Raw genomic sequence first — 18,974 nt, forward strand, 5'->3', positions numbered from 1 at the left:
TACATCCAAACCAACATAAAGGGTCATCACATGCTCCTCGTTTGCACTGAGGAGAACATTCTACCTCAGCCTCGAGCGCGCGATTAGGCCATGTGGTTGACCCTATAGCCCTCCCGCTTTGAGCACGACATGCACGCGCCGATAGCCGAAGTGGCGGCGCTCGTGCGCGATCGCCTTCATGCGCTGGCGAAGGCCGCCATCGTCCGTCCGGATCGTCTTGTATCTCACAGTCATGCGGCAGAAGCCGATGGCTTTACACGCCCGCCGTTCGCTCATCCCCTGGGCATCCATGAGATGGGCGACAGCTTTCCGCTCCCCCGCGGGCGTCACCATTTCTTTCCCAGCAAGTCCTTCAGCGCGACATTGTCGAGCATGGCATCCGCCAGCAGCCGCTTCAGCCGCGTGTTCTCATCCTCCAGTGCCTTCAGCCGCTTAGCCTCCGACACCTCCATACCGCCGAACTTCGCCTTCCATTGTAGATGCTGGCGTCGCTGACGCCGTGCTTGCGGCACAGGTCGGCAACCGAAACGCCGGCCTCGTGCTCCTTCAAAATCCCGATGATCTGCTCTTCCGAAAAGCGGCTGCGCTTCATGCTCTGGTCCTTGTCGTGGGCCAGAACGAACTTCAAACTGGATTAAGCCCGTGGGGCAAGGTCAACTCGGACGCCGGATCGAGCGGTAGCAGCGAGAGTTTTATCCCCGCGCCTGAAGTGCCGAAGACATGATGCACGTTGCTGACGCCGCTCAACGGCCAAGTCGGCGAACGATGGCGATTTGTCGGCGATCGTTGAGATGCGACCGATTGCTTCACGTTCCAGGAATTCGCGATCTGTCGTCAACCTTGACAAGCCTCAACATGACGCACTCACGCTCCGATCATCGGAATGGGAAAAGGCTCGCTAACGGTAAGAAAACCGATACGACGCTGTGTCAGGTTTGTTGGGTTCGCCACACTCGTACTTTGATTGTGTCGCAGAGTCGAACGGATTGAGAAGTAATTAAGTGGGAGTCCGGCGCATCACCGAAGTGGCACGAGTTTTGATGCTCTTGCTTGCGGCGCGGCAGGAGCGCCGAGCAGAAATCATGCTTCGGGTTGCCGTCACGGGTGGCGCGGAGGAGGGGAAGCCCAATAACGGTGGTCCGTCAAATCGCATGCTATTAATGCGGAGCATAGATCGAAGCTCCGACGCTATGCGCGAGTCCTTGTCGACCTTTGGAAAAAGGTTGCGAAGACTGCCCTAGCCTCCTTTGCTGGTCGGCGATGCTGATAGAGCAGGGTCCAGAGTTTGTACGCGCTCGAGCTTCTCTTGTTTTCTTGACGTCAGCAGTGCGACCGGCGTCGGCTCTGAACGCAAGTCTTAGACAGTACTTGAATGAGCTTAGATGATTGCGATCGTGCGCCGCATGACAGCTCCGCTGCAGGTCAAGTATTCCGGGATCTCGGCGTTGAGCCGATCATTAATTGCACCGGCGTGCGCACCTCCTACGGCGGGTGCAATCCAACGCGGTCTCGCCGCAATGGAAGCCTCGGGTCAAGGCTTTGTCGTTCTGAATGAACTGGCGGAAGCGGTTGGACGGAAATTGGCTGCGCTCACCGGTGCCGAATGGGGGCTCGTGACCGCTGGAAGTGCAGCAGCAGTAAGTCAGGCGGTTGCTGCTTGCGTAGCTGGTGACGATCCAGAAAAGATGCTGAAGCTCCCGTTACGAGACGAGAGAATGGTGGTTGTGGCTGCTGATCAGCGAATGGCCTACGAGCATGCAATTCGAGCGGTCGGTTGTGGGGTTGCGTCCTATCGGCCGTGCCGCAGACCTGGATCAGCTTTCAGTTGGGAAGATCGCAGCAATATGCCTTGTTGCCTCAGATATTCCAAAGTCGGTCTTGTCCTTTGACCAAATTGCTCTGCGCTCCAAACAACTCGGAATTCCCCTGATTGTAGACGGGGCCGGAGCAGCCCCAAGATTCCCCAACGTTTGGCTTCAAAGTGGAGCCGATCTACTGATCCATTCAGGCGGCAAGTATATCAGCGGACCGCAATCTACTGGCTTCTTACTAGGCTCTGAAAGATTATGCCGAGCTGCCTACCTGAATGGGCCTCTTGGCCAATCGTTTGGTCGGTCAATGAAGGTTGGAAAAGACGAGATCATTGGCGCTTACGTCGCGTTGGAGCAATGGGTGAAGGGAGGGGCTGATCGTGCGATGGAAAGATGGCGCGAGCGCATTTCGATAATGAAGCGCGAGTTTTTGAGCGTTCCTGGCCTCTCTGTCGAAGAGATGGAACCAGACGCTGCATTCTGTAATCCACGAATAGCAGTTTCTTGGGAGGTTAAAACATTCTCGGCGAACGCCGACCTGATCGTCAAAAAGCTGGCCAGCGCTCGCCCACGCATTGTGTTGCACGACTGTTGGCAACGCCCGCAACGGATTGTCGTCGATCCGACCAATCTGACCAAAGTCGAAGCCGAGATCGTAGGCCGTTCGATCGTTCATGCCATTACAGAACCTCCGTTAGCGCCAGCAGCACTCCAAGCGGCGCTTTCGAGGAGCTGGCGGGAGCATGGCAGGTCTATATCGATTTTCTTCACGGCAGCGCTGTCCATGCGTTCATGCTGCGACAGGACCGCCAAAATATTGCGGGCACGCACGTCGGCGCCGAGGTCTCGGGCAACTGCCGGGGCAACATAATTGGATCGAAATTGAAGCTGTTCTCACAATTACCCGGCGATACATTGGGCTTAGACTATGAGTTCGAAGGGACCCTTCGCGATGGCAGCCTGACAGGCGTTGTTCACTTGGGTGCATCCGCAGCCAAGTACAGCGGCGTTACCTTTAGGCGGCAATTCGGGGAAGCGAGCTGGCGCGCTAAGCGTACCCGAACAAATCACACCGGTGGTGTAAAATGTAGAAGTCGTCCCTAGCGGCCGGTGCTTTAAAGGTAAGTCCTAGCAAACTGCAGATGCTGAGGACGGATCATCTTCGACGGCAAGCCAGCCCAATCCATGCCCGCATAGTTTCGTTGGCGCTGGCCAAGCTGATTGCGTCTTTGACTGCCGGGAATGCAGTGCAGGCTGGACCGTTTGATAGTGTGGTTGGGCAAGACCAAGGTTACATAGAGGCCTGCCGGCGAGGTGCGTGGTCAAGGCGTCACAACCGGCCCGAACGGCGGTCGACGGTCGGCCGGCCCCGCGGTTCGCATCATCGCATGTCTGAAACAAAACTGATCGGGCGAAATCGGGGGCGTACAGAGGCTATTTTACGCCCTCTGATCCGCATTAGGTAGGCACTCGGCATATGCGCCCGGAACCGAGAAGATCACGACCCGTCCGGGAGGATGATGGGCTGATCGTTGCGGCACTGGGCAGTGCAGGTATCATAAGCTATGGCACGCTTTATTATTGCGTGGCGGCCATTGCCAAAGAGGCTTGCCGCGATCTCGCGGTCACAGAGGAGTGGATACTCGCTTGTTTCTCCTTCGCTTTGCTTGCCAGTGCGCTGATATCGCCGGTTGCCGGTCGCCTCATGGGCCGGTACGGCGCAGGCAAGACAATGAGAGTCGCCTCATTCGCTGGAGGTGCGAGCCTGGGACTTGCAGCAATTTCTTGGGATGCGGTCGTTTTTGCAATCGCCCTGTTCGGTATGCAACTTGCGTCGGCCTTTCTCTTCTATGAGGCTGCGTTCGTGTTTTTGGTGCAGCGAGATGCGGTTCATGCAAGACGGCAAATGGCTCTCTTGACATTGATCGTCGGTTTCTCGTCAACGTTGTTTTGGCCGTTGACCTCGTTATTGCTCACCTCGATATCCTGGAGACAAGTCTGTTGGATCTACGGAGGCTGCAATGTTCTCCCCGCTCTCCCATTAATCCAAGTGGCTCTTGGCCGGTCCTCCGTAAGCCTTGGAGATCAGAACAAGATCCGGGGCCGGCAAGGCCAATCCTCTTCCAAGCTGCTTGATCTCGTCCTCATAACGGCCGGCTTTTTGCTAACGGCCTTTGTTTTCTCAGCACTTCTCGGCCGGATGATTCCAATCCTTTCGTCGATCGGTTTAGACATGCAGGGGGCCGCCCTGGTTTCCACGCTCTTCGGCCCGTCCCAGGTCGCAGTACGGCTATTTGCAGCCTCGTTTACCGAGAGGACATCCCCCATTCAACTCACCATACTCTCATGCGTTATGCTCTCGGCCGCGACATTCGTCACCGTAGTGGCGCCTCACTCTCTCGTCGGAATTGCAATCTTCGTTGCCTTCGCTGGGGTTAGCTCTGGTCTCAACAGCATCTGTCGTGGAAGCGTGCCACTCTCAGTCTTCGGGCCGACCGGGTATGGAACACGGGTCGGGTTGATCACGACTTTCCGATTGTCTACGGCGTCGTTTGCGCCATTCTTCTTCAGCATCATCCAAAACAACTATGGTATAGCCTTCGCATTGGCATCACTAACCATCTGCGCAATAGGAAGCACGCTTTCATTCGCACTAGTGAGCGCTCGATCGAACCGAAAGCCAAGCCGTTGAATGAGTGTGTTTCCGCCTCAGATCGATTGGCAGTTTAGCTCATCACGCCGAGTTCGGCCCGTGTCCAGCAGAGTTGTACTGTGGAGGCTTCGGATTCGCAATTAACAGCGCGAGGCGACTGGAGCGACGAACGTTGGCGCACCTAGGCGTCGTGGCCGCGCTCGAAGATCAGACCGCAGGCTGCGGAGCGGCACGTCGAGACCTCCTCGTATGTTAAATTTGGCCGGTGTGATTGACACCACCATTCGCCGAGGCGTTCGGCAGCATTTCGCGTCTTTGCCCTGGACGATTCAGCAAGTGCCCTTCGTGGTGGCCCCTTTGCAGCGGTTGAATTTCAGGCTGTATAGGAGAGGGGCCAAGTTAACCGATGCTCGGATTCGTCTCGTCTCAGCCTCGCCTGACGGGAAGAGCGGCCATCTTAGCTAGAGGAACCATAAAGCGTGCCTACTAGAACTGGTAGTTTGCGGCGACTCGGACCTATTCCAATTTAAGTTGCAGTTGCGGTTGGCAAGGCCCGCGATTCCGATCGTCCTTGGAGACAACAACATCGAGGTCTGATGATCGCATACCTATCTGACCGCGCAAACGCCGTTACCGCCGTGGGAATCCTTTGTTCTGGAGCAGCGATTGCGTTAGCAACGAGAGGACACCAGGAGGCAGGAATAGCGCTTGGACTCTGGGCGATCATCGCTGATGACGTGGATGGCGAAATTGCCAGGCGCACCAAGAATCGTACAGCCGCCACGAAAGCCATTGGTAAAGCTCTCGATGCGTTCTCGGATCTCCTTTTTGGATCAATCATCCCGGCAATTGTCATCGCATCTTTCATCTCGTCTCCAGCATCTGCGGTGTTCACAGCTTTCCTGATATTGATCGGAGCTCTTCGCCTCGCATATTTTGACTATTTCGGGCTGGACGATCGCGGTTATTCGACCGGTCTACCACTCTCTTACGCTTTGCCAGTGCTCGCGGCGATCTTGTTAGTAGACCACATTATCGCGCCGCTTGAGCTAAGCATCATTCTTCCTGCCGTCTTTGTACCGCTATCGTTGCTCCACATCGCCCCGTTCAAGATCAAAGCCTCAGGGACTGTTGTGCATGTGCTCACCATCGGCGTGACGGCCAGTGCGTCCGCCGGGCTATTGATTACGAGTAGAGCGAGCCAATAGTCGTGCTTACAACGTCATAAAGGCGAAAAATGTCGAGTTTAACCAACGGCGTGGTATTTGCCGGAACCAGGGGACTTGCGACCCGCTGTCTTCTGTTTGTCATCGAGACCTGCGGCAAGGACCACATCGCGGGCATTCTCGGTGCTTCCCGGCACGAGAAAACATGGTGGCGGCATGAGACCAGTGAGGAGCTTTGGGAAGTCGCAGAGCGCTTTGGAATACCGTTTTACGAGTCGATAGACGATGTTCCTCCTGTCGGAAAGTTTCTCGTAAGCGTCATGTGGAACAAGATTTTTCCGCCCCATATCCTTACACGTTGTGATGGAGGAGGCATTAATCTTCATCCCGGCCCACTCCCTCAATATCGCGGCAGTTTCGCGCGGACGCATGCCATACTCAATGGCGAGAAGAGCTTCGGAGTGACTGTCCACTTTTTGTCGGAGCGAGTGGACAGGGGCGATATTATCGGCGAGTTGCACTTCCCCGTGCTGCCTTCAGAGACGGCGCTTTCTCTGGATACCAGAGCGCAACTTTATGGCTACGCGCTCTTCTGCCAGGTGTGGCTGCGTTTGTTGGACGGCTCATTTACCCGGCGCTCCCAAGACGAGTTGATCGCTCAAGACCAGCGCAAGCCTTGCTTCTATCCCATGCGCATGATGACCGCACTTTTGGATTCGTCGGACGTTCCACGCAGCGCCGAAGAACTCGATCGCCTCTACCGTGCTCTATATTTTCCACCACGTATTGAGCCTCCCAAGTGGCTCGTCGAACGAGTCCTGACCAACGAGGTTCGGACGCTCACTAGGGGTGCTTAGCCTCTTAGGGAAAAGAGTTCACTTGGTGCGCATCGCGGCAGGTAATCCGGAATATTTGCGACCGCGCTGCTTTGCGAGAAGGTCCGCGGAGAGCCAGAGAGTTGCCTGCGAATTGTCCGCTCATTGAGTGAGGGTTGTCTTAGCTCTGGACGTTGTTTTTGTAGCATCCAGTCTATCGAGCGGTGCTCGGCGAGCCGGCGCCCCGAGCGCATGGGAGGCGGCTTAGCACGCGGAGGAGGCTAGCTGTGTGTGGGATTTGCGGATTCATCGGACGGATTACTGATAAGTCAGTTGTCGAGCGGAACCTCGCGCGTTGCGCTCAGACGCTGGCCCATCGGGGGCCAGACGCGAGTGGCAGTTGCGTGACGCCTTCCTTTGCCTTTGCGCATCAAAGGCTGGCCATCATCGATCCGGATCCTCGGTCAAATCAACCGTTCCTCGATGAGGAGCTCGGCCTAGCAGTCACGTATAACGGCGAGATCTACAATTACCGTGACTTAAGACGGGACTTGCTTCGGCGCGGATACCAATTTCGCACAGAGTCGGATACGGAAGTACTTTGCAAGGCATTTGCTTGTTGGGGACTTGACAGTGTTAAACGTCTGCGGGGAATGTTTGCTTTCGCAATCTACGATAAAAAGGCGGCGACAGCGTTCCTCGTCAGAGATAGGTTCGGTATTAAGCCGCTGTATTACGCTTTCGCGGATAATGGCCTTGTCTTTGCCTCACAGCCGTCAGCCATTCTGAATTGGCCAAACGTCCGCTCGAAGCTCGATCCGGTTGGACTATCAAGCTTTCTCTCCTACCGTGCCGTCTTCGGCGAGAGGACCCTGTTTGCAGATATTCGAAAGCTGCAACCCGGCACCTGGCTGAAGATCACGGCTCAATCGCACGAGCATACGCGTTGGTGGGATCCTGCCCGCCCGGATGATAGTGGTGATTTCAGTTCTCTCGAAACGTTGATCGGCAGCGCCGTGGTGGAACATCTGCTGCCCCACACGCCAGTCGCGGCGCTGCTTTCGGGAGGGCTCGACTCCAGTATCTTGGCTTTCGAGCTTTCAAGGCACTCGTCACAAAAGCCGACATGCTTCACTGGAGTCGTATGCGACGGTTTGTACGATGAAAGCCCTTATGCTGTCGAGGTCGCGAAATCCCTCAAGCTCGCCCACGTCTTGGTCCAGCTGCCTGGGGCAACGAGCCTGGATGTGGTTAAACGCCTTACCGCATTACGTGGGCATCCAATCGGCATGCACAACGAAGCTGCGATGTATTTGCTTGCGCTGGCAGTCGGCCAATCTCACAAGGTCCTCCTTACCGGTGAAGGTGCCGACGAGATATTCCTTGGATACAGCCGAATCTTCAGATTGTCCTTCGATGTTCGTCGGCAGGCGCTGCTGGCCGCTTTGCCTGACGTCATTGGCCGCCCGGCGCGACGCCATATCGGCCTTCCCAAGTTCAAGGCGAGCGAATTCGAGCTCTTTCTTGCGCGGTACACTTACTTTCCCCAAGTCGAGAAGCTGGAGCTGGGGACATCAGCATGGAGAAGGGACATTGTTCACGATGCGGAGCTGATCGATTGGATGAGCAGCGCCTACCATTCAGGCGGCGCCACTCCGGCCGAGCGCATAAGGCAATTCTTTGTACGGCATCATCTGCCGGCGCTGCTGGAAATGGTCGATAATACCACGATGGCAGCGGGTGTGGAGTCTCGCGTGCCTTTCACAGACCATCGGATCGTTGCAATGGCTCTGCGCATGCCGTTCTCAGAACATCTGCGTTGGAGGCATGCCTTCGCCCGGTTTCAGGCGGCCTTCATGCCTATTGAGAAATTTAGCGAGACGCTCGACGTTTCTAAGGCCGCGCTGCGCACGCTTTACAGTAATCGTCTACCCGCAAGTGTGATCACGAGAAAGAAGCTCGGATTTCCGTTGCCCCTGGGTAAGTGGGCGACAGACCAGAGCTCGGCGCCGTTTCGGGAGTTAATCTTCAAAGACTCTCCCGCGATCGCTGATTATCTCGATGTTGACGCTCTCCGGCGGTGGTATGCACGCCGCTCTCAAGCGGCAAACGATACATTCGGAAAACAACTCTGGCTGATCTGCAATCTAGAAATCTTCCTCCGTGAACTCTTTCCATAGATCTTTGCGGGATCAAATGCTGTGGGGGAGTCAATCCGATCAGCGGCAAAGCCTCGTGCCGATCGGTACTGCGCGGGAGAATGCCAGGGCCGATCGAAAATGTGTATGCGGGATCGTGCTATCCAGTGCGCACGAGTCTGAGGGCGCTTGGACTGCGCTGGACTACGCGAGCACATTAGGACGCCAGTAAAGGATTTTGACCATGATAGCGCCCTGGACGTGTTCGCGCGCCCACCGAAAACGCTCGCTTGACGGACGCGCGGTAAGAATGCAGGGCAGGCCCCCTGATGGCTGGTTATTGCTGGTGCCGAACTCGGTGCATACCGGCGCTGCCGACCGAAGGCCGCTCGACGGCACGCTTCGAGACGCACCGATCGTGCTACCGGCTGCCAGAATGCATCAGCGTTCGGGATCAGAAACGTTCGGTGTGTCAGGCCGAGGTTGATGGCTGGCATGAATCCTGGGAAGCGGAAGCGTGACATTCGCCATTTTGGGAAGGCCCGCAAGAATGACTGCCTTTTCCCGGCTGGGACCGAACTCGGTCATGCTAGCAAAGCTCTGGTGGTCAACGCTCGTGGCAGCATCTGGCTCGCCGGGGTCTTTGAGAGGATCGTTGAAAAATACGTAATCGGCGTCGGTCCCGGTCACCACCACCCAATGAGTGATCGTGTTAGCTTCGAACTCAATGCTGACCATTACGATGGGGTACCACCCCGCCGCCATCCATTTCGACAGGTCATCGAGGCTGTAGGTGCCAAGATGGACAGGGATGCCTCGCTGGTCTGCTTCGGCCAGATCTCGCTCCTGGAGGATCTGCATCACCTCCACCTCGCTGCCTTGTGAAGCGCGAGACTTAAGAAAAAGCCGATCATGGCTCACGACAACAAGCGCTGCGAAGCCGCGGCGTTTGAGGGCCAATGCCAGGCCAACCGGTCCGCAGCCGCCGTGAATGGTCGTTGCCTCTCGCCAGATCTCGAGCTCAGCTGTTTCATTCGGTTGATATCGCTCGTCCAGCGCGGACATGACCATCATCAGGGAAGATGGTCCACAAGTGAACTTCCTCTTTTGCCGGTACAGAGGAACGTTCCTGACCATTTGATTCAGTGAGCTTTCGACGTCCGGGCCCGACATGACGTCTCCTCAGATCGACGTGAAGGAAGCCGAGCGAGGTCTCATCTGGCGCAGCGCCTCGCTAATTGTCATGAGGGCGATCGCTGTCGCAGCGATGACGAGCCCCGGCGCGAGCGCGATCCACCATGCGGTCATCAAATAGTCTCTGCCGAATCCCACCATATTGCCCAAGCTGGACATCGGCGGTTGTATCCCCAGTCCCAGAAAGCTCAGGGTGCTTTCCAGGAGAACCGTCTCGGTGAGCCCAAGAGTCATGCCGACCACGATGGTCGGTGCACAGGCTGGGAGAATATGCCTTGCGTAGATATGGATCCGCGAAGCGTTGTAGGTCCGTGCGGCCGTTACATGGAGCCGATTGCGGGCCGTCAAAGCAAGCCCCCTCGCGATCCGCGCGTGGCGCTCCCAACCATGCAAGCCCACAAGACACACAAAGAGTGCCAGCGAATTGCCAAATATCGTTATGACAAGCAGTGCGGTCATCATGAACGGCACAGCAGCCTGCATATCGACCAATGCCATGACTCCCTCGTCGACTAGTCCGCCAAGCTCGGCAGCGAGGAAGCCCAGCGAAACGCCAAGCAGGGTGCTAATGAAGGTCCCGCCCACCGCAACGAGCATGCTGATCTGGATCGAATATATCAAGCGCGCCAGCACGTCGCGGCCGAGCTCGTCAGTGCCCAACAAATGTTCCAGCGTGCCGCCGAAGAATAGTGGCGGCGAAAGCCGAGCATCCAAGGAGATCTGTGCTGGATGGTAGGGCGAGATCAGCTGGGCCAGTGCGGCAATCAACAGACATCCGGCAATCCATATTAAGGCACCATAGAGTCCTGCCTTGCGTGGCCTACGCGGAGCGCGTCGGGGTTTCGAAGGAAAGATGTTCCAAGTCCATTCGCGCGCCCAGGCGGTACTCATCTATGTCTCCGAGGAGTTCGACCGCGGATCAAGCCAGGTGTAACCGAGATCGACGGCCAGGTTGGTCATGATCATCGCAGTGCCAGCAAGCAGGACAATTGCCTGCACCACTGGACTATCTCTGTTGCCGACGGACGTGACAAAGAGATTTCCGATACCCGGCCATGAGAAGACCGTCTCGACGACCGTCGAGCCAGTTACGGCTCCGCCGATGAGCAGGCCAAGTACGGTCAGGATCGGCACCGCCGCATTGGGCAGGACGTGGTGGATCAATATCCGCGAGAACGGAATGCCGCGCGCAAACGCAGCCAACACATACCGGCTATCCAGCGATTCACGAACGGCCACGCGGGTATAGCGGGCGAGCACGGCGGAGCTTGCGGCCGCCATGGTTAGTGCCGGCAGAGCCAAACTGCGCCAGTTGTCAGCGCCGCCGGTCGGCAGCCAATTGAGCTGAATCGAGAACACCAGCATCAAGACGATTGCCAGGAAGAAGCTGGGAACGCACAGTCCCACGACGGCTCCGATCGTGCACGCACGGCCGATGAAGCTCGAGGGAAACACCGCGCCAGCTATTCCTGCCGCAATTCCCGTGACCGCCGCCAAGGTAAGAGCAGAGCAGGTGAGTATCAGCGTCAACGGAAGGTGGCTGAGGACGACACCGAGTGCATCCTGTCGAAAGACGTAAGAGACGCCTAAGCTGCCCCGGACGATGTTATGGAGATAGGCTAGGTATTGTGCCAGGATCGGGCGGTCGAGCCCCAATTCGCCTGAATATGCGGCGCGCATATCCGGGGTCGCGTCTGGCCCAAGTAAGACGGTTACCGGATCGCCTGCGCAGCGCATAAGGATGAATACGCTCGTCACCATGAGAACGAGCGTGACCAATGCGCGAGCAATTTTGCTCGCAAATACCTTTTGGGCGTTTCCCCTCATCGGTTATCGCCTCTCCGCCGGCAAGTGACAACGCTCTGCAGGGTGCAAACAGGGCGTTGAGGGGCTCGCCATCTCACGGCCGAACTCAGAATAGGGCACCGCGCCCAGTAGTGACTTCACGTAATCCGTCTTTGGCTCAAGCAGCACCTGATCGCGTGAACCGCTCTCAACGATACTTCCGCCCTTTAGGACAGTGATCTCTGAGCAGAGATAAGCGACGGATCTGATATCATGACTGACGAATAAGAGGGACAGGCCCCGGCTCTCGCGCAGATCCGACAGAAGGTTCAAGATCTGAGCTTGAACGGTCATGTCGAGCGCGGAGACGGGCTCGTCACAAATCAGAACCTCGGGATCGAGAATAAGCGCCCGCGCTATATTGACCCGCTGCGCCTGTCCGCCGCTTATCTGATGCGGTAACTTGCCAAGGATGTCGCCCGACAGGCCGACGGCGGAAATTGCGGCAGCGAGCCGAGCCTGACAATCGGAAGACTTCATTTTGAAATTCACAAGCAGGGGCGCGACAATCTGTTTGCCGATCGGGGAGGCTGGGTTCAGTGCGTCGAGAGGGTTCTGAAAGACAGGTTGGACACGGAGGCGGAACGCAGCCAATCGATCCGGCGTCAGCAGCTCGCTCTCAAAAAAAATCTGACCCGCTTGTGGCGCTGTCAGCCCAAGCAGAAGCTTCGCAATTGTGCTTTTGCCGCTGCCGGACTCCCCGATCAGCCCATGGGCTTTCCCAGGACGGATGCTCATGTTGATTTTGTTCAGCCTCGAGCCGCCAAGGACCTCCCCAGCGGAGCGGCGAGCAGCCGGGTAGCAAAAATCAACATTGCGCAGCTCGAGAATGGGTTCGCAGGACGCGCGCGCTGTACGAACGCGAGGAGGCTCGATTGGCAATGTCATTCATCCCTCAAGTTGTGGCATGCCACCACTTGTTGTGGAATGCCCTGCAAGGTGGGCCTTGAGTGCCGGCAGGTGTCCAGCGTTCCGGAGCACCGAGATGCGAAATTGCAGCCGGCCTGGCGCTGAGTAGGTTCAGGGAGGTTGCCTGCAGGGCTGTGCAGACGCCGCGGATGGCCTGATAGTGGTGGGACAGCGGAGAATAGCGCGCGCGTATAGGGGTGGAGGGGAGTTCGAGCGACGAGATCGGCACGCCCGACTTCGACCAACTGGCCGGCGTAGAGAACGCCGATGCGGTCCGACCGCTGCAGGGCAATTCCCAAATCATGGGTCACAAAGAGGATTGCCATGTCTGAGCGGAGCCGTTCGAGCAGGTCAAGGATCTGCTTTTGCGTGGTGACGTCGAGAGCCGAGGTCGGCTCGTCTGCGATCAGAAGCTTCGGCTTCATCGCGAGCGCCATAGCAATCATGACGCGCTGATTCATTCCGCCAGACATCTCGTGCGGATATTTTCTCATTGTCGCTTTTGGATCATCAATCCCCACATCGCAAAGTAGATCTACAGCTCTTTCGCTCGCCTCTCGCTTGCTCAAGCCGCCGATCATCTGGACAGTCTCGCGAAGCTGGAATCCAATGTTTCGGACGGGGTTAAGATATAGACTTGGCTGTTGGTAGATCATTGCACGCCGGCGCCGATCGACATGGCTAAGAGGCCTGCCTTCGATCTGAATATCGCCTAAACATCTCAGCTCGGAACTTGCTACGCCCATGATGGTCGAACACAGGACGCTCTTTCCGCTGCCGCTTTCGCCGACAAGCGCGAAAAACTCACCTTTCCGCAGGTCGAACTGAACGGCGTCCAGGAGGCGCGTCTCGGGTCGGTCCGCAAGAACGACGGTCAATCCGGTAATGCTGAGAAGCGGCGGGTCGCCAGCTGTGATGGCCGGGCGCCCGGCATTCCCATGCTCAAAGATTTGGACATAAGGCGCTTCAAGCGCATGCGAAGTGGTTTGGTCCATCATTCCACCTTCCGAGCAGACAAAAGTCTTCTGCGTCTAGCCCCAAGGCGTTCTCAGCTAGGCGCTGATTGCGCCTAGCCGAAAATCCATCAGACCGGTTTGCGTCGGTGTCCACTTGATGTTGGCGCGCTTTCCGAAGAACTCGCCAAGCGAATGCAGCACCGTTCCTGGTGGATCAATCTCGTCGAATATGTCGAGCATCTCTTGATACGCGACTCGCCTTTCGACGGCGTCCTGCGCGGTCAGCAAGGTCTTCTCCAGCACGTTGAATCTGTCGTTCCGCCAATACCCACCCCTCTGAAAATTGCTTTGGGACCCCCAGCGCGAGACGAACGATGCTGTGGGGTCGGGGTAGTATGTCCCATCAGACGAGTTGTTCACACCGCGGCCCAGGCGGTCTTCGACTTGGGACCAATTCTCTTTCATTTGGATATCGACGTTCAGGCCGACAGCCCTCCACATTGCCGCGATGGCTTGAGTTTCGATCAGCTCGGCCGTGTAATAATTGCCGACCGTTTTGAAGGGAATTGCTGCCCCATTATAACCGGCTTCGGCAAGGAGCCGCTTCGCCTCTTCCGGATTGTACCGCGGGATTGGCCGGTCAGGATTGTAGAGATCACCGTAAGCAGGGTGTTGATGGGAAGACGGCACACTTATGCGCTTGCGCCAAATACTGTTGGCAATGGTTTGCCTGTCGATCGCCAGATTCATGGCGCGCCTGATGCTCGGATTCCGCAGCACCTCGTTGGTGGTCGAATCATAGACTAGCGTGCGGAAGGACATCGTGTCGCCTCCAACCACGTCCAAACGCTTGTCCGCAGCGAGGATATCGAACTGATCCGGCGCTACGGTTGTGATGATATCGAAGTCGCCAGCCCGAAGGCCCGCGACGCGTGCCGCCGGCTCCCGCACCATCCGAAACTCGATCCCCTTCAGCGGCGGCGTCCCACCCCAGTACCCCTCGTGCGCCTCGAGGCGGATGTAACGGTTTTCGACGGCCTCAACGACCCGGTATGGCCCCGCCGCTATGGGAGCCCTAGCCCATTGATCGAATGTTGCCGCCTTCAGAAAGGCCGCCTTTGAGACGATGCCAGCCCCATATGAGGTCAGGCGTTTGACAAAAACAGGGTCGGGCACCTTGGTGCTAAACTCGACAGTATGTCGACCGGTTGCCCGCACCGCGCTCATCGACGGGAAGCTGATCTGGCCAACGCCAAAACCTGGACTGTCCTTTGCCAGCATACGCTCCGCACCGAAGGTGAATGCGACGTCCTCTGCGGTTAATTCTTCACCATCGTGGAATCGAACCTCTTTCCGGAGAGACACGCGATACGTGGTGCTGTCGAGAGTCTCGATGCTTTCGGCCAACATCGGCCGAAGCTGCCCGCCCCGTTGATAGTCGATTGCGAAGAGCTTGTCGTAGATACTCTCGAGCACCCGGAAGCTCACGAGCGCCGTAGCACGGGGATGGAGCGGATCGAGCTCGGTCCGCAGGTCCTGCATTGCAATCCGCAGTGAGGTTCGGCCAGCGTCTTGGGCAAAGACAGAGGTCGATGGAAGCAAGCAGAGCCCACCGACCAATCTGAGAACCTCGCGTCGGCTACAGGTATTCATCACAGATCCCTTTAGTTGGATATACTTATCGAGAATGCGGAGCTTCTGGACCATGCAGCTTCGCGTACTCGCGCTCGGGCCGGCCGGACTCGCACAATGTTTTCTGAGGGCGGTTCGCGTAGTGCGAGATATAATTCACACCATGTGACACCATCATGACAGGCCTAGGTGCCTAGGTAGCTCTCGACAGGGGGCCGCCACCCTCGTAGGTTGAGCCCCGGGAATCGGAGCTGGAAGGTGCCCGAATGAAATTTGTAATTGTCGTGCTGGATGGCCTCCGCCCTGACCAGCTACACCAGGCAGTCACGCCGAATCTCGTCGAGCTGTCCAAAATCGGGCTTCGACTGGCCCGCCATACCTCATCCTTTCCCAGTGAGACGCGGGTTTCGTCGGCCGCGCTGGCCACGGGCGGACATAGCTCGGCGCATGGAATCATCGGCAACCGCTTTTTAGCAAACGGTCGGTCGATCGACGGATCTTCGCTCTCGGCGCTCCTGACGCTCGGCGGCGAACGCGGCGGCGTCCTCACCGCCACGACGATCGGCGAAGTTTTGGCGGCTCATGGAAGGGCGATGCTGTCGATCGGATCTCAGTCGCAAGGCTCGTTTGGACTTTCGAGCTGGGGGAGTTGGCAGACAGGTGCGCCGGCGTTCTGGGTTCATGACCCATCAAAGTTCAGTGGCAATGGGATCGTTCGCCGGATTGCGCCGTCGTTTCCGATGCTCCCTCCCGACGAGCAGCCGGCGCGTGCTACCATTGAGCGTGTCGTCGATCTATTCTTTTCGTTTCTGAAGAAAGAAGCACCTCCGGAGGTCAGCCTCCTATGGCTTTCGGAGCCGGACATTACATATCACATGTTCGGACTTCGGCATCCTACGGCCCGTGAGGTGCTCCATGAGGTCGATCGGCAATTCGGGCGCATTTTCGCTTGGTGGAGCGAGAAAGGAGAGCGGGAAGGAGTACAGCTTATTGCTGCATCCGATCATGGACACGCCATCATCGGAGAAAAGGTCTCCGTATTGAAACACTTGCAGCGGTCGGGATTCAAGGTCGGATACGAGCTCACGCCCGAGGTAGACGCCGCAATCACCGCTCAACGGGTTGTCAACATTTGGGCCCGGGACAGAGAGGGTGATCTTCTGACAGAGATGTATCAGTGCCTGTCCGAGGAGCCATGGTTTGGCGTGGCTTTCTCACGTAAGGCTTCCGAAGGCGCTCCGCTCATCGCCAACACCCTCCCGCTTTCTGCTGTCATGGCCGAACACCAACGAAGCGCGGATCTGTCGTTTGTTCTCGCCGATTGCCGCGCGGCCAATCGGATCGCTTCGCCCGATGCCGTGTACTACGACGGGACCTATCCGATCGGCGTTGGCATGCACGGAGGGCTTTCGGCGCAGGAGCTGTCTTCATTATGCATCCTTGCTGGCAATGCCTTTAGAAGCGGAGTTGTTGCTGCCCCAACCAGTATCGTTGATCTGGTACCGACGATCCTTTCCAGCTTGGGGCTGCCGCTACCGTCGACCGTGCACGGCCGTATCATCGATGAAGCTTTGCAAGATCGCGAGGACTCAGGTCAGTATGATGTCGAAGATGCGAGCGTCTCAATTGCCTCTTCAGCGCGCCGGGCAACTGTCTTCCGGGAGCTTTACAGACAACGTCTTTATCTGAGAGGAGCGGCCGTAACCCCGCTGGTGGAACCCAAGAATGCTAAACCTGACGCTAATCCGATCCAGTCGAAAGCCTGAGGGGACCATTTGACATATGTATCAAGGAAAGCGCTGGGAGTTTGTTCGGTCGAACATCGAAGAAGCTATTGCCTCGAGCCGATTTCGGCCAGGCGAAAAACTTCCGAACGACGTGGAGCTTGCTCTCGAATATGGTGTCAACCGGCACACCGTAAGATACGCCATTCGGGCACTTGAGCAGGAAGGATTGCTTCGTGTCGAGCAGGGGAGAGGCACCTTCGTTGTCGAACATCCAACACCCTATCTTCTCTCCGCTCAAACTCGGCTGACCGATAATCTGATCTCGCAAGGCAGATTGGCACGTCGCAAGATCCTGTCTGCTGCAACCATACCGGCAGACGAGCGGCTCGCCGGCTACCTCGACTTGCAGGCCCGTGACGACGTGCTGCGCATCGACACGCTGAGTTATCAGGACGACATCCCAATCGTCATTGCGCATAGCTACTTTCCGGCGAAACGCACCCCTGGACTGCTGGATAAATTCTCTGGCGCCAACTCGATCTCGACAGCTCTCAGGCGCATCGGAATTGACGACTACTCGCAGCAATGGGTGACGATAAGTGCGCGTCTGCCCTCCGCCAAGGAGGCGCGCCTGCTTGAAATGTCCACTTCGGCGCCGGTCTTCGTCAAAGAGAGCCTTGATTGCTCCGGACGTATTCCAATCAAATTTGGCGAGAATGTACTTTGCGCACCAAGAATCAGCTTCAGGTTCGACTTCAAAGAGATAAGTTCCGCGGAGCAATCGCTTGCAGGAAAGCCTCGATCCGGAAAAGCGCGCGCGAGCAAATCGAAGTCATCTGCTTCCTTCAAGGTCTAGGTACCGCGCATCAAGGTGGTCACGGCGGCCGCCGGCCAAACAACTGTTTCGTTACCGCGCTCGCTTGAGATGTGTGTTTCACACTGCATGCCGCGACAAACCGGTCCCGTTCTGCTGAGGCAATAGCCGGCCGCGTTGGTTGCGGTCCCAGTCGAGTTTGCGGGTACTAGGCCTTGTTACGCGGCCGGCATCAGAGCCAGCCGCGAATGCTCTGAACAGGCGTGAGGGAAAACTTTCCGTGACCGTCGTAAACTTCAGCCCTGGGCGGTTGTACCAAAGGTATCGGCTTCTGCGAAGATGCGCTCAGCGATACGCAGATCTTCCGCGTCATCGATCTCGTACCATCTGAGATCATCGCATCTCACCGCAGCAAGCTGCAGTCCTCGTGTTTCCACGAGATAGGAAAGAAGCTCCTCGGTGTAGGCCTTGGTAGCTCCGGCCCTGATCATATCATCTAGGGCCGGAATAACCTCTGTCCGCAGAGTAGACGCGGACAGCCGCAATAGATTCATCGTCTTGTAAAGGGGAGGGCCTTCCGCGATGAGATTTCTCGCTGTTTGTTTCAAACGAAATTCTGAAATGAAGCCAAGATCGGACAACAGGACCGCTGATCCCTGCATCAGATCATCGAAGGGAGCGACAGCAGCCGCGTCGGGCTCTTCACTGATGAGCAGCTGCCGCAATACATTTTCCTCGAAGAAGACGTCGCCCTCAAGAAGAAAGTGGCCCCCGGAAACGAGCGCGTCACGCGCCAGCCAGAGCGAATAGGCGCTCCCGGTACGGTCGTAAACGGGGGATTCGACGTATTTGATTGCAACACTGCCAAAGCGGCTGCCGCAGGCGTCTTGGATCGCCTCTTTGCGATACCCGACAACAATCGTCACCTGTTCCACGCCGGCACGCCCAAGATTATGTAGCGCGTTGTGCAGGATGGGAGTGCCATGGATTTGGACGAGAGGTTTCGGGTTTAGATCCGTTAGCGGCCGCAGTCGAGAGCCCACTCCAGCGGCGAGAATGAGAGCATGCTTGGGAGCATTCAGAGGCATTTCATTGGCCTTCTTCATCCCGAGTGTCGCTCCGCAAGCATCGCGAACACCTGTGTTCGGAGTTACGTGCCGCAGACTTGTCCGACCACCCCAGACATTGAAGCGGGTATGTGTGAATTGTCATCAACGCATGCACCTGCTGTGTGAGCTTCCTTAAGCGGCAGGAACAGATGTTTAGCCATGTCCGGAGCTGTCCAGGATGTTAGGTCGCGGCCTTGCTGGGTGA

The 18,974-nt window shown here is 57.1% G+C and carries 15 protein-coding genes and 1 pseudogene; 7 read left to right on the top strand and 9 right to left on the bottom strand.

Annotated features, from left to right (window positions below; all coding sequences use genetic code 11):
* Window positions 1-95: 95 nt before the first annotated feature.
* Window positions 96-592 (bottom strand): annotated as a pseudogene (locus GGD62_RS27435) (transposase); the annotation flags it as partial.
* Between the two features lie 790 nt (window positions 593-1,382).
* On the opposite strand from GGD62_RS27435, the gene GGD62_RS27440 reads away from it, so the two are divergent.
* Window positions 1,383-1,889 carry a hypothetical protein gene (locus GGD62_RS27440; RefSeq protein WP_183711203.1) on the top strand — a complete coding sequence of 169 codons (507 nt, stop codon included), beginning with the start codon at window positions 1,383-1,385 and terminating at the stop codon, window positions 1,887-1,889.
* Window positions 1,890-2,115: 226 nt separating this feature from the next.
* Here the strand turns inward: GGD62_RS27440 and GGD62_RS27445 are convergent, their stop codons facing one another.
* Entirely contained in the window at window positions 2,116-2,487 is a 372-nt protein-coding gene (locus GGD62_RS27445) for a hypothetical protein (protein WP_183711204.1), read from the bottom strand.
* A gap of 801 nt (window positions 2,488-3,288) precedes the next feature.
* Here GGD62_RS27445 and GGD62_RS27450 point away from each other — a divergent pair.
* From GGD62_RS27450 to asnB, 4 genes are all read left to right on the top strand, one after another.
* Window positions 3,289-4,503 (top strand): MFS transporter, encoded by a 1,215-nt coding sequence (locus tag GGD62_RS27450; RefSeq protein WP_183711205.1) that lies wholly within the window; start codon window positions 3,289-3,291, stop codon window positions 4,501-4,503.
* A 557-nt stretch (window positions 4,504-5,060) separates the two neighbouring features.
* Window positions 5,061-5,672, top strand: coding sequence for a CDP-alcohol phosphatidyltransferase family protein (locus GGD62_RS27455; protein WP_057030381.1), 612 nt, complete (start codon window positions 5,061-5,063; stop codon window positions 5,670-5,672).
* Between the two features lie 29 nt (window positions 5,673-5,701).
* Window positions 5,702-6,487, top strand: a complete 786-nt coding sequence (locus GGD62_RS27460; RefSeq protein ID WP_183711206.1) for a formyltransferase family protein — start codon at window positions 5,702-5,704, stop codon at window positions 6,485-6,487.
* Between the two features lie 245 nt (window positions 6,488-6,732).
* Window positions 6,733-8,625 (top strand): asparagine synthase (glutamine-hydrolyzing), encoded by a 1,893-nt coding sequence (gene asnB, locus GGD62_RS27465; RefSeq protein ID WP_183711208.1) that lies wholly within the window; start codon window positions 6,733-6,735, stop codon window positions 8,623-8,625.
* A gap of 399 nt (window positions 8,626-9,024) precedes the next feature.
* On the opposite strand, the gene GGD62_RS27470 is transcribed toward asnB, so the two are convergent.
* From GGD62_RS27470 to GGD62_RS27495, 6 genes are read right to left on the bottom strand one after another with little or no spacing between them, the layout of a single operon-like run.
* Entirely contained in the window at window positions 9,025-9,756 is a 732-nt protein-coding gene (locus tag GGD62_RS27470) for a peptidase C39 family protein (RefSeq protein WP_183711210.1), read from the bottom strand.
* Window positions 9,757-9,765: 9 nt separating this feature from the next.
* A complete protein-coding gene (locus GGD62_RS27475) occupies window positions 9,766-10,668 on the bottom strand; it encodes an ABC transporter permease (RefSeq protein WP_183711212.1) in 903 nt (300 codons plus the stop codon).
* Window positions 10,669-11,604, bottom strand: a complete 936-nt coding sequence (locus tag GGD62_RS27480) for an ABC transporter permease (RefSeq protein ID WP_183711214.1) — start codon at window positions 11,602-11,604, stop codon at window positions 10,669-10,671. It lies immediately after the preceding gene.
* A 3-nt stretch (window positions 11,605-11,607) separates the two neighbouring features.
* Window positions 11,608-12,510 carry an ABC transporter ATP-binding protein gene (locus GGD62_RS27485; protein ID WP_183711216.1) on the bottom strand — a complete coding sequence of 301 codons (903 nt, stop codon included), beginning with the start codon at window positions 12,508-12,510 and terminating at the stop codon, window positions 11,608-11,610.
* Window positions 12,507-13,529, bottom strand: coding sequence for an ABC transporter ATP-binding protein (locus tag GGD62_RS27490; protein WP_183711218.1), 1,023 nt, complete (start codon window positions 13,527-13,529; stop codon window positions 12,507-12,509). The genes GGD62_RS27485 and GGD62_RS27490 overlap by 4 nt, the downstream gene beginning before the upstream one ends.
* A 54-nt stretch (window positions 13,530-13,583) precedes the next feature.
* Window positions 13,584-15,194: an ABC transporter substrate-binding protein gene (locus GGD62_RS27495; protein ID WP_183711220.1), complete on the bottom strand. Its 1,611-nt coding sequence runs from the start codon at window positions 15,192-15,194 to the stop codon at window positions 13,584-13,586.
* A 191-nt stretch (window positions 15,195-15,385) separates the two neighbouring features.
* Here GGD62_RS27495 and GGD62_RS27500 point away from each other — a divergent pair, with 191 nt between their 5' ends.
* The gene (locus GGD62_RS27500; protein ID WP_183711222.1) at window positions 15,386-16,885 is read left to right on the top strand and encodes an alkaline phosphatase family protein; all 1,500 of its coding nucleotides are present in this window, start codon (window positions 15,386-15,388) and stop codon (window positions 16,883-16,885) included.
* Window positions 16,886-16,901: 16 nt separating this feature from the next.
* Entirely contained in the window at window positions 16,902-17,702 is an 801-nt protein-coding gene (phnF, locus tag GGD62_RS27505; RefSeq protein WP_183711224.1) for a phosphonate metabolism transcriptional regulator PhnF, read from the top strand.
* Between the two features lie 254 nt (window positions 17,703-17,956).
* On the opposite strand, the gene GGD62_RS27510 is transcribed toward phnF, so the two are convergent.
* Window positions 17,957-18,748 (bottom strand): phosphocholine cytidylyltransferase family protein, encoded by a 792-nt coding sequence (locus tag GGD62_RS27510; RefSeq protein ID WP_183711356.1) that lies wholly within the window; start codon window positions 18,746-18,748, stop codon window positions 17,957-17,959.
* Window positions 18,749-18,974 lie beyond the last annotated feature (226 nt).

The organism is Bradyrhizobium sp. ERR14, from assembly GCF_014198235.1.
Classification (GTDB): domain Bacteria; phylum Pseudomonadota; class Alphaproteobacteria; order Rhizobiales; family Xanthobacteraceae; genus Bradyrhizobium.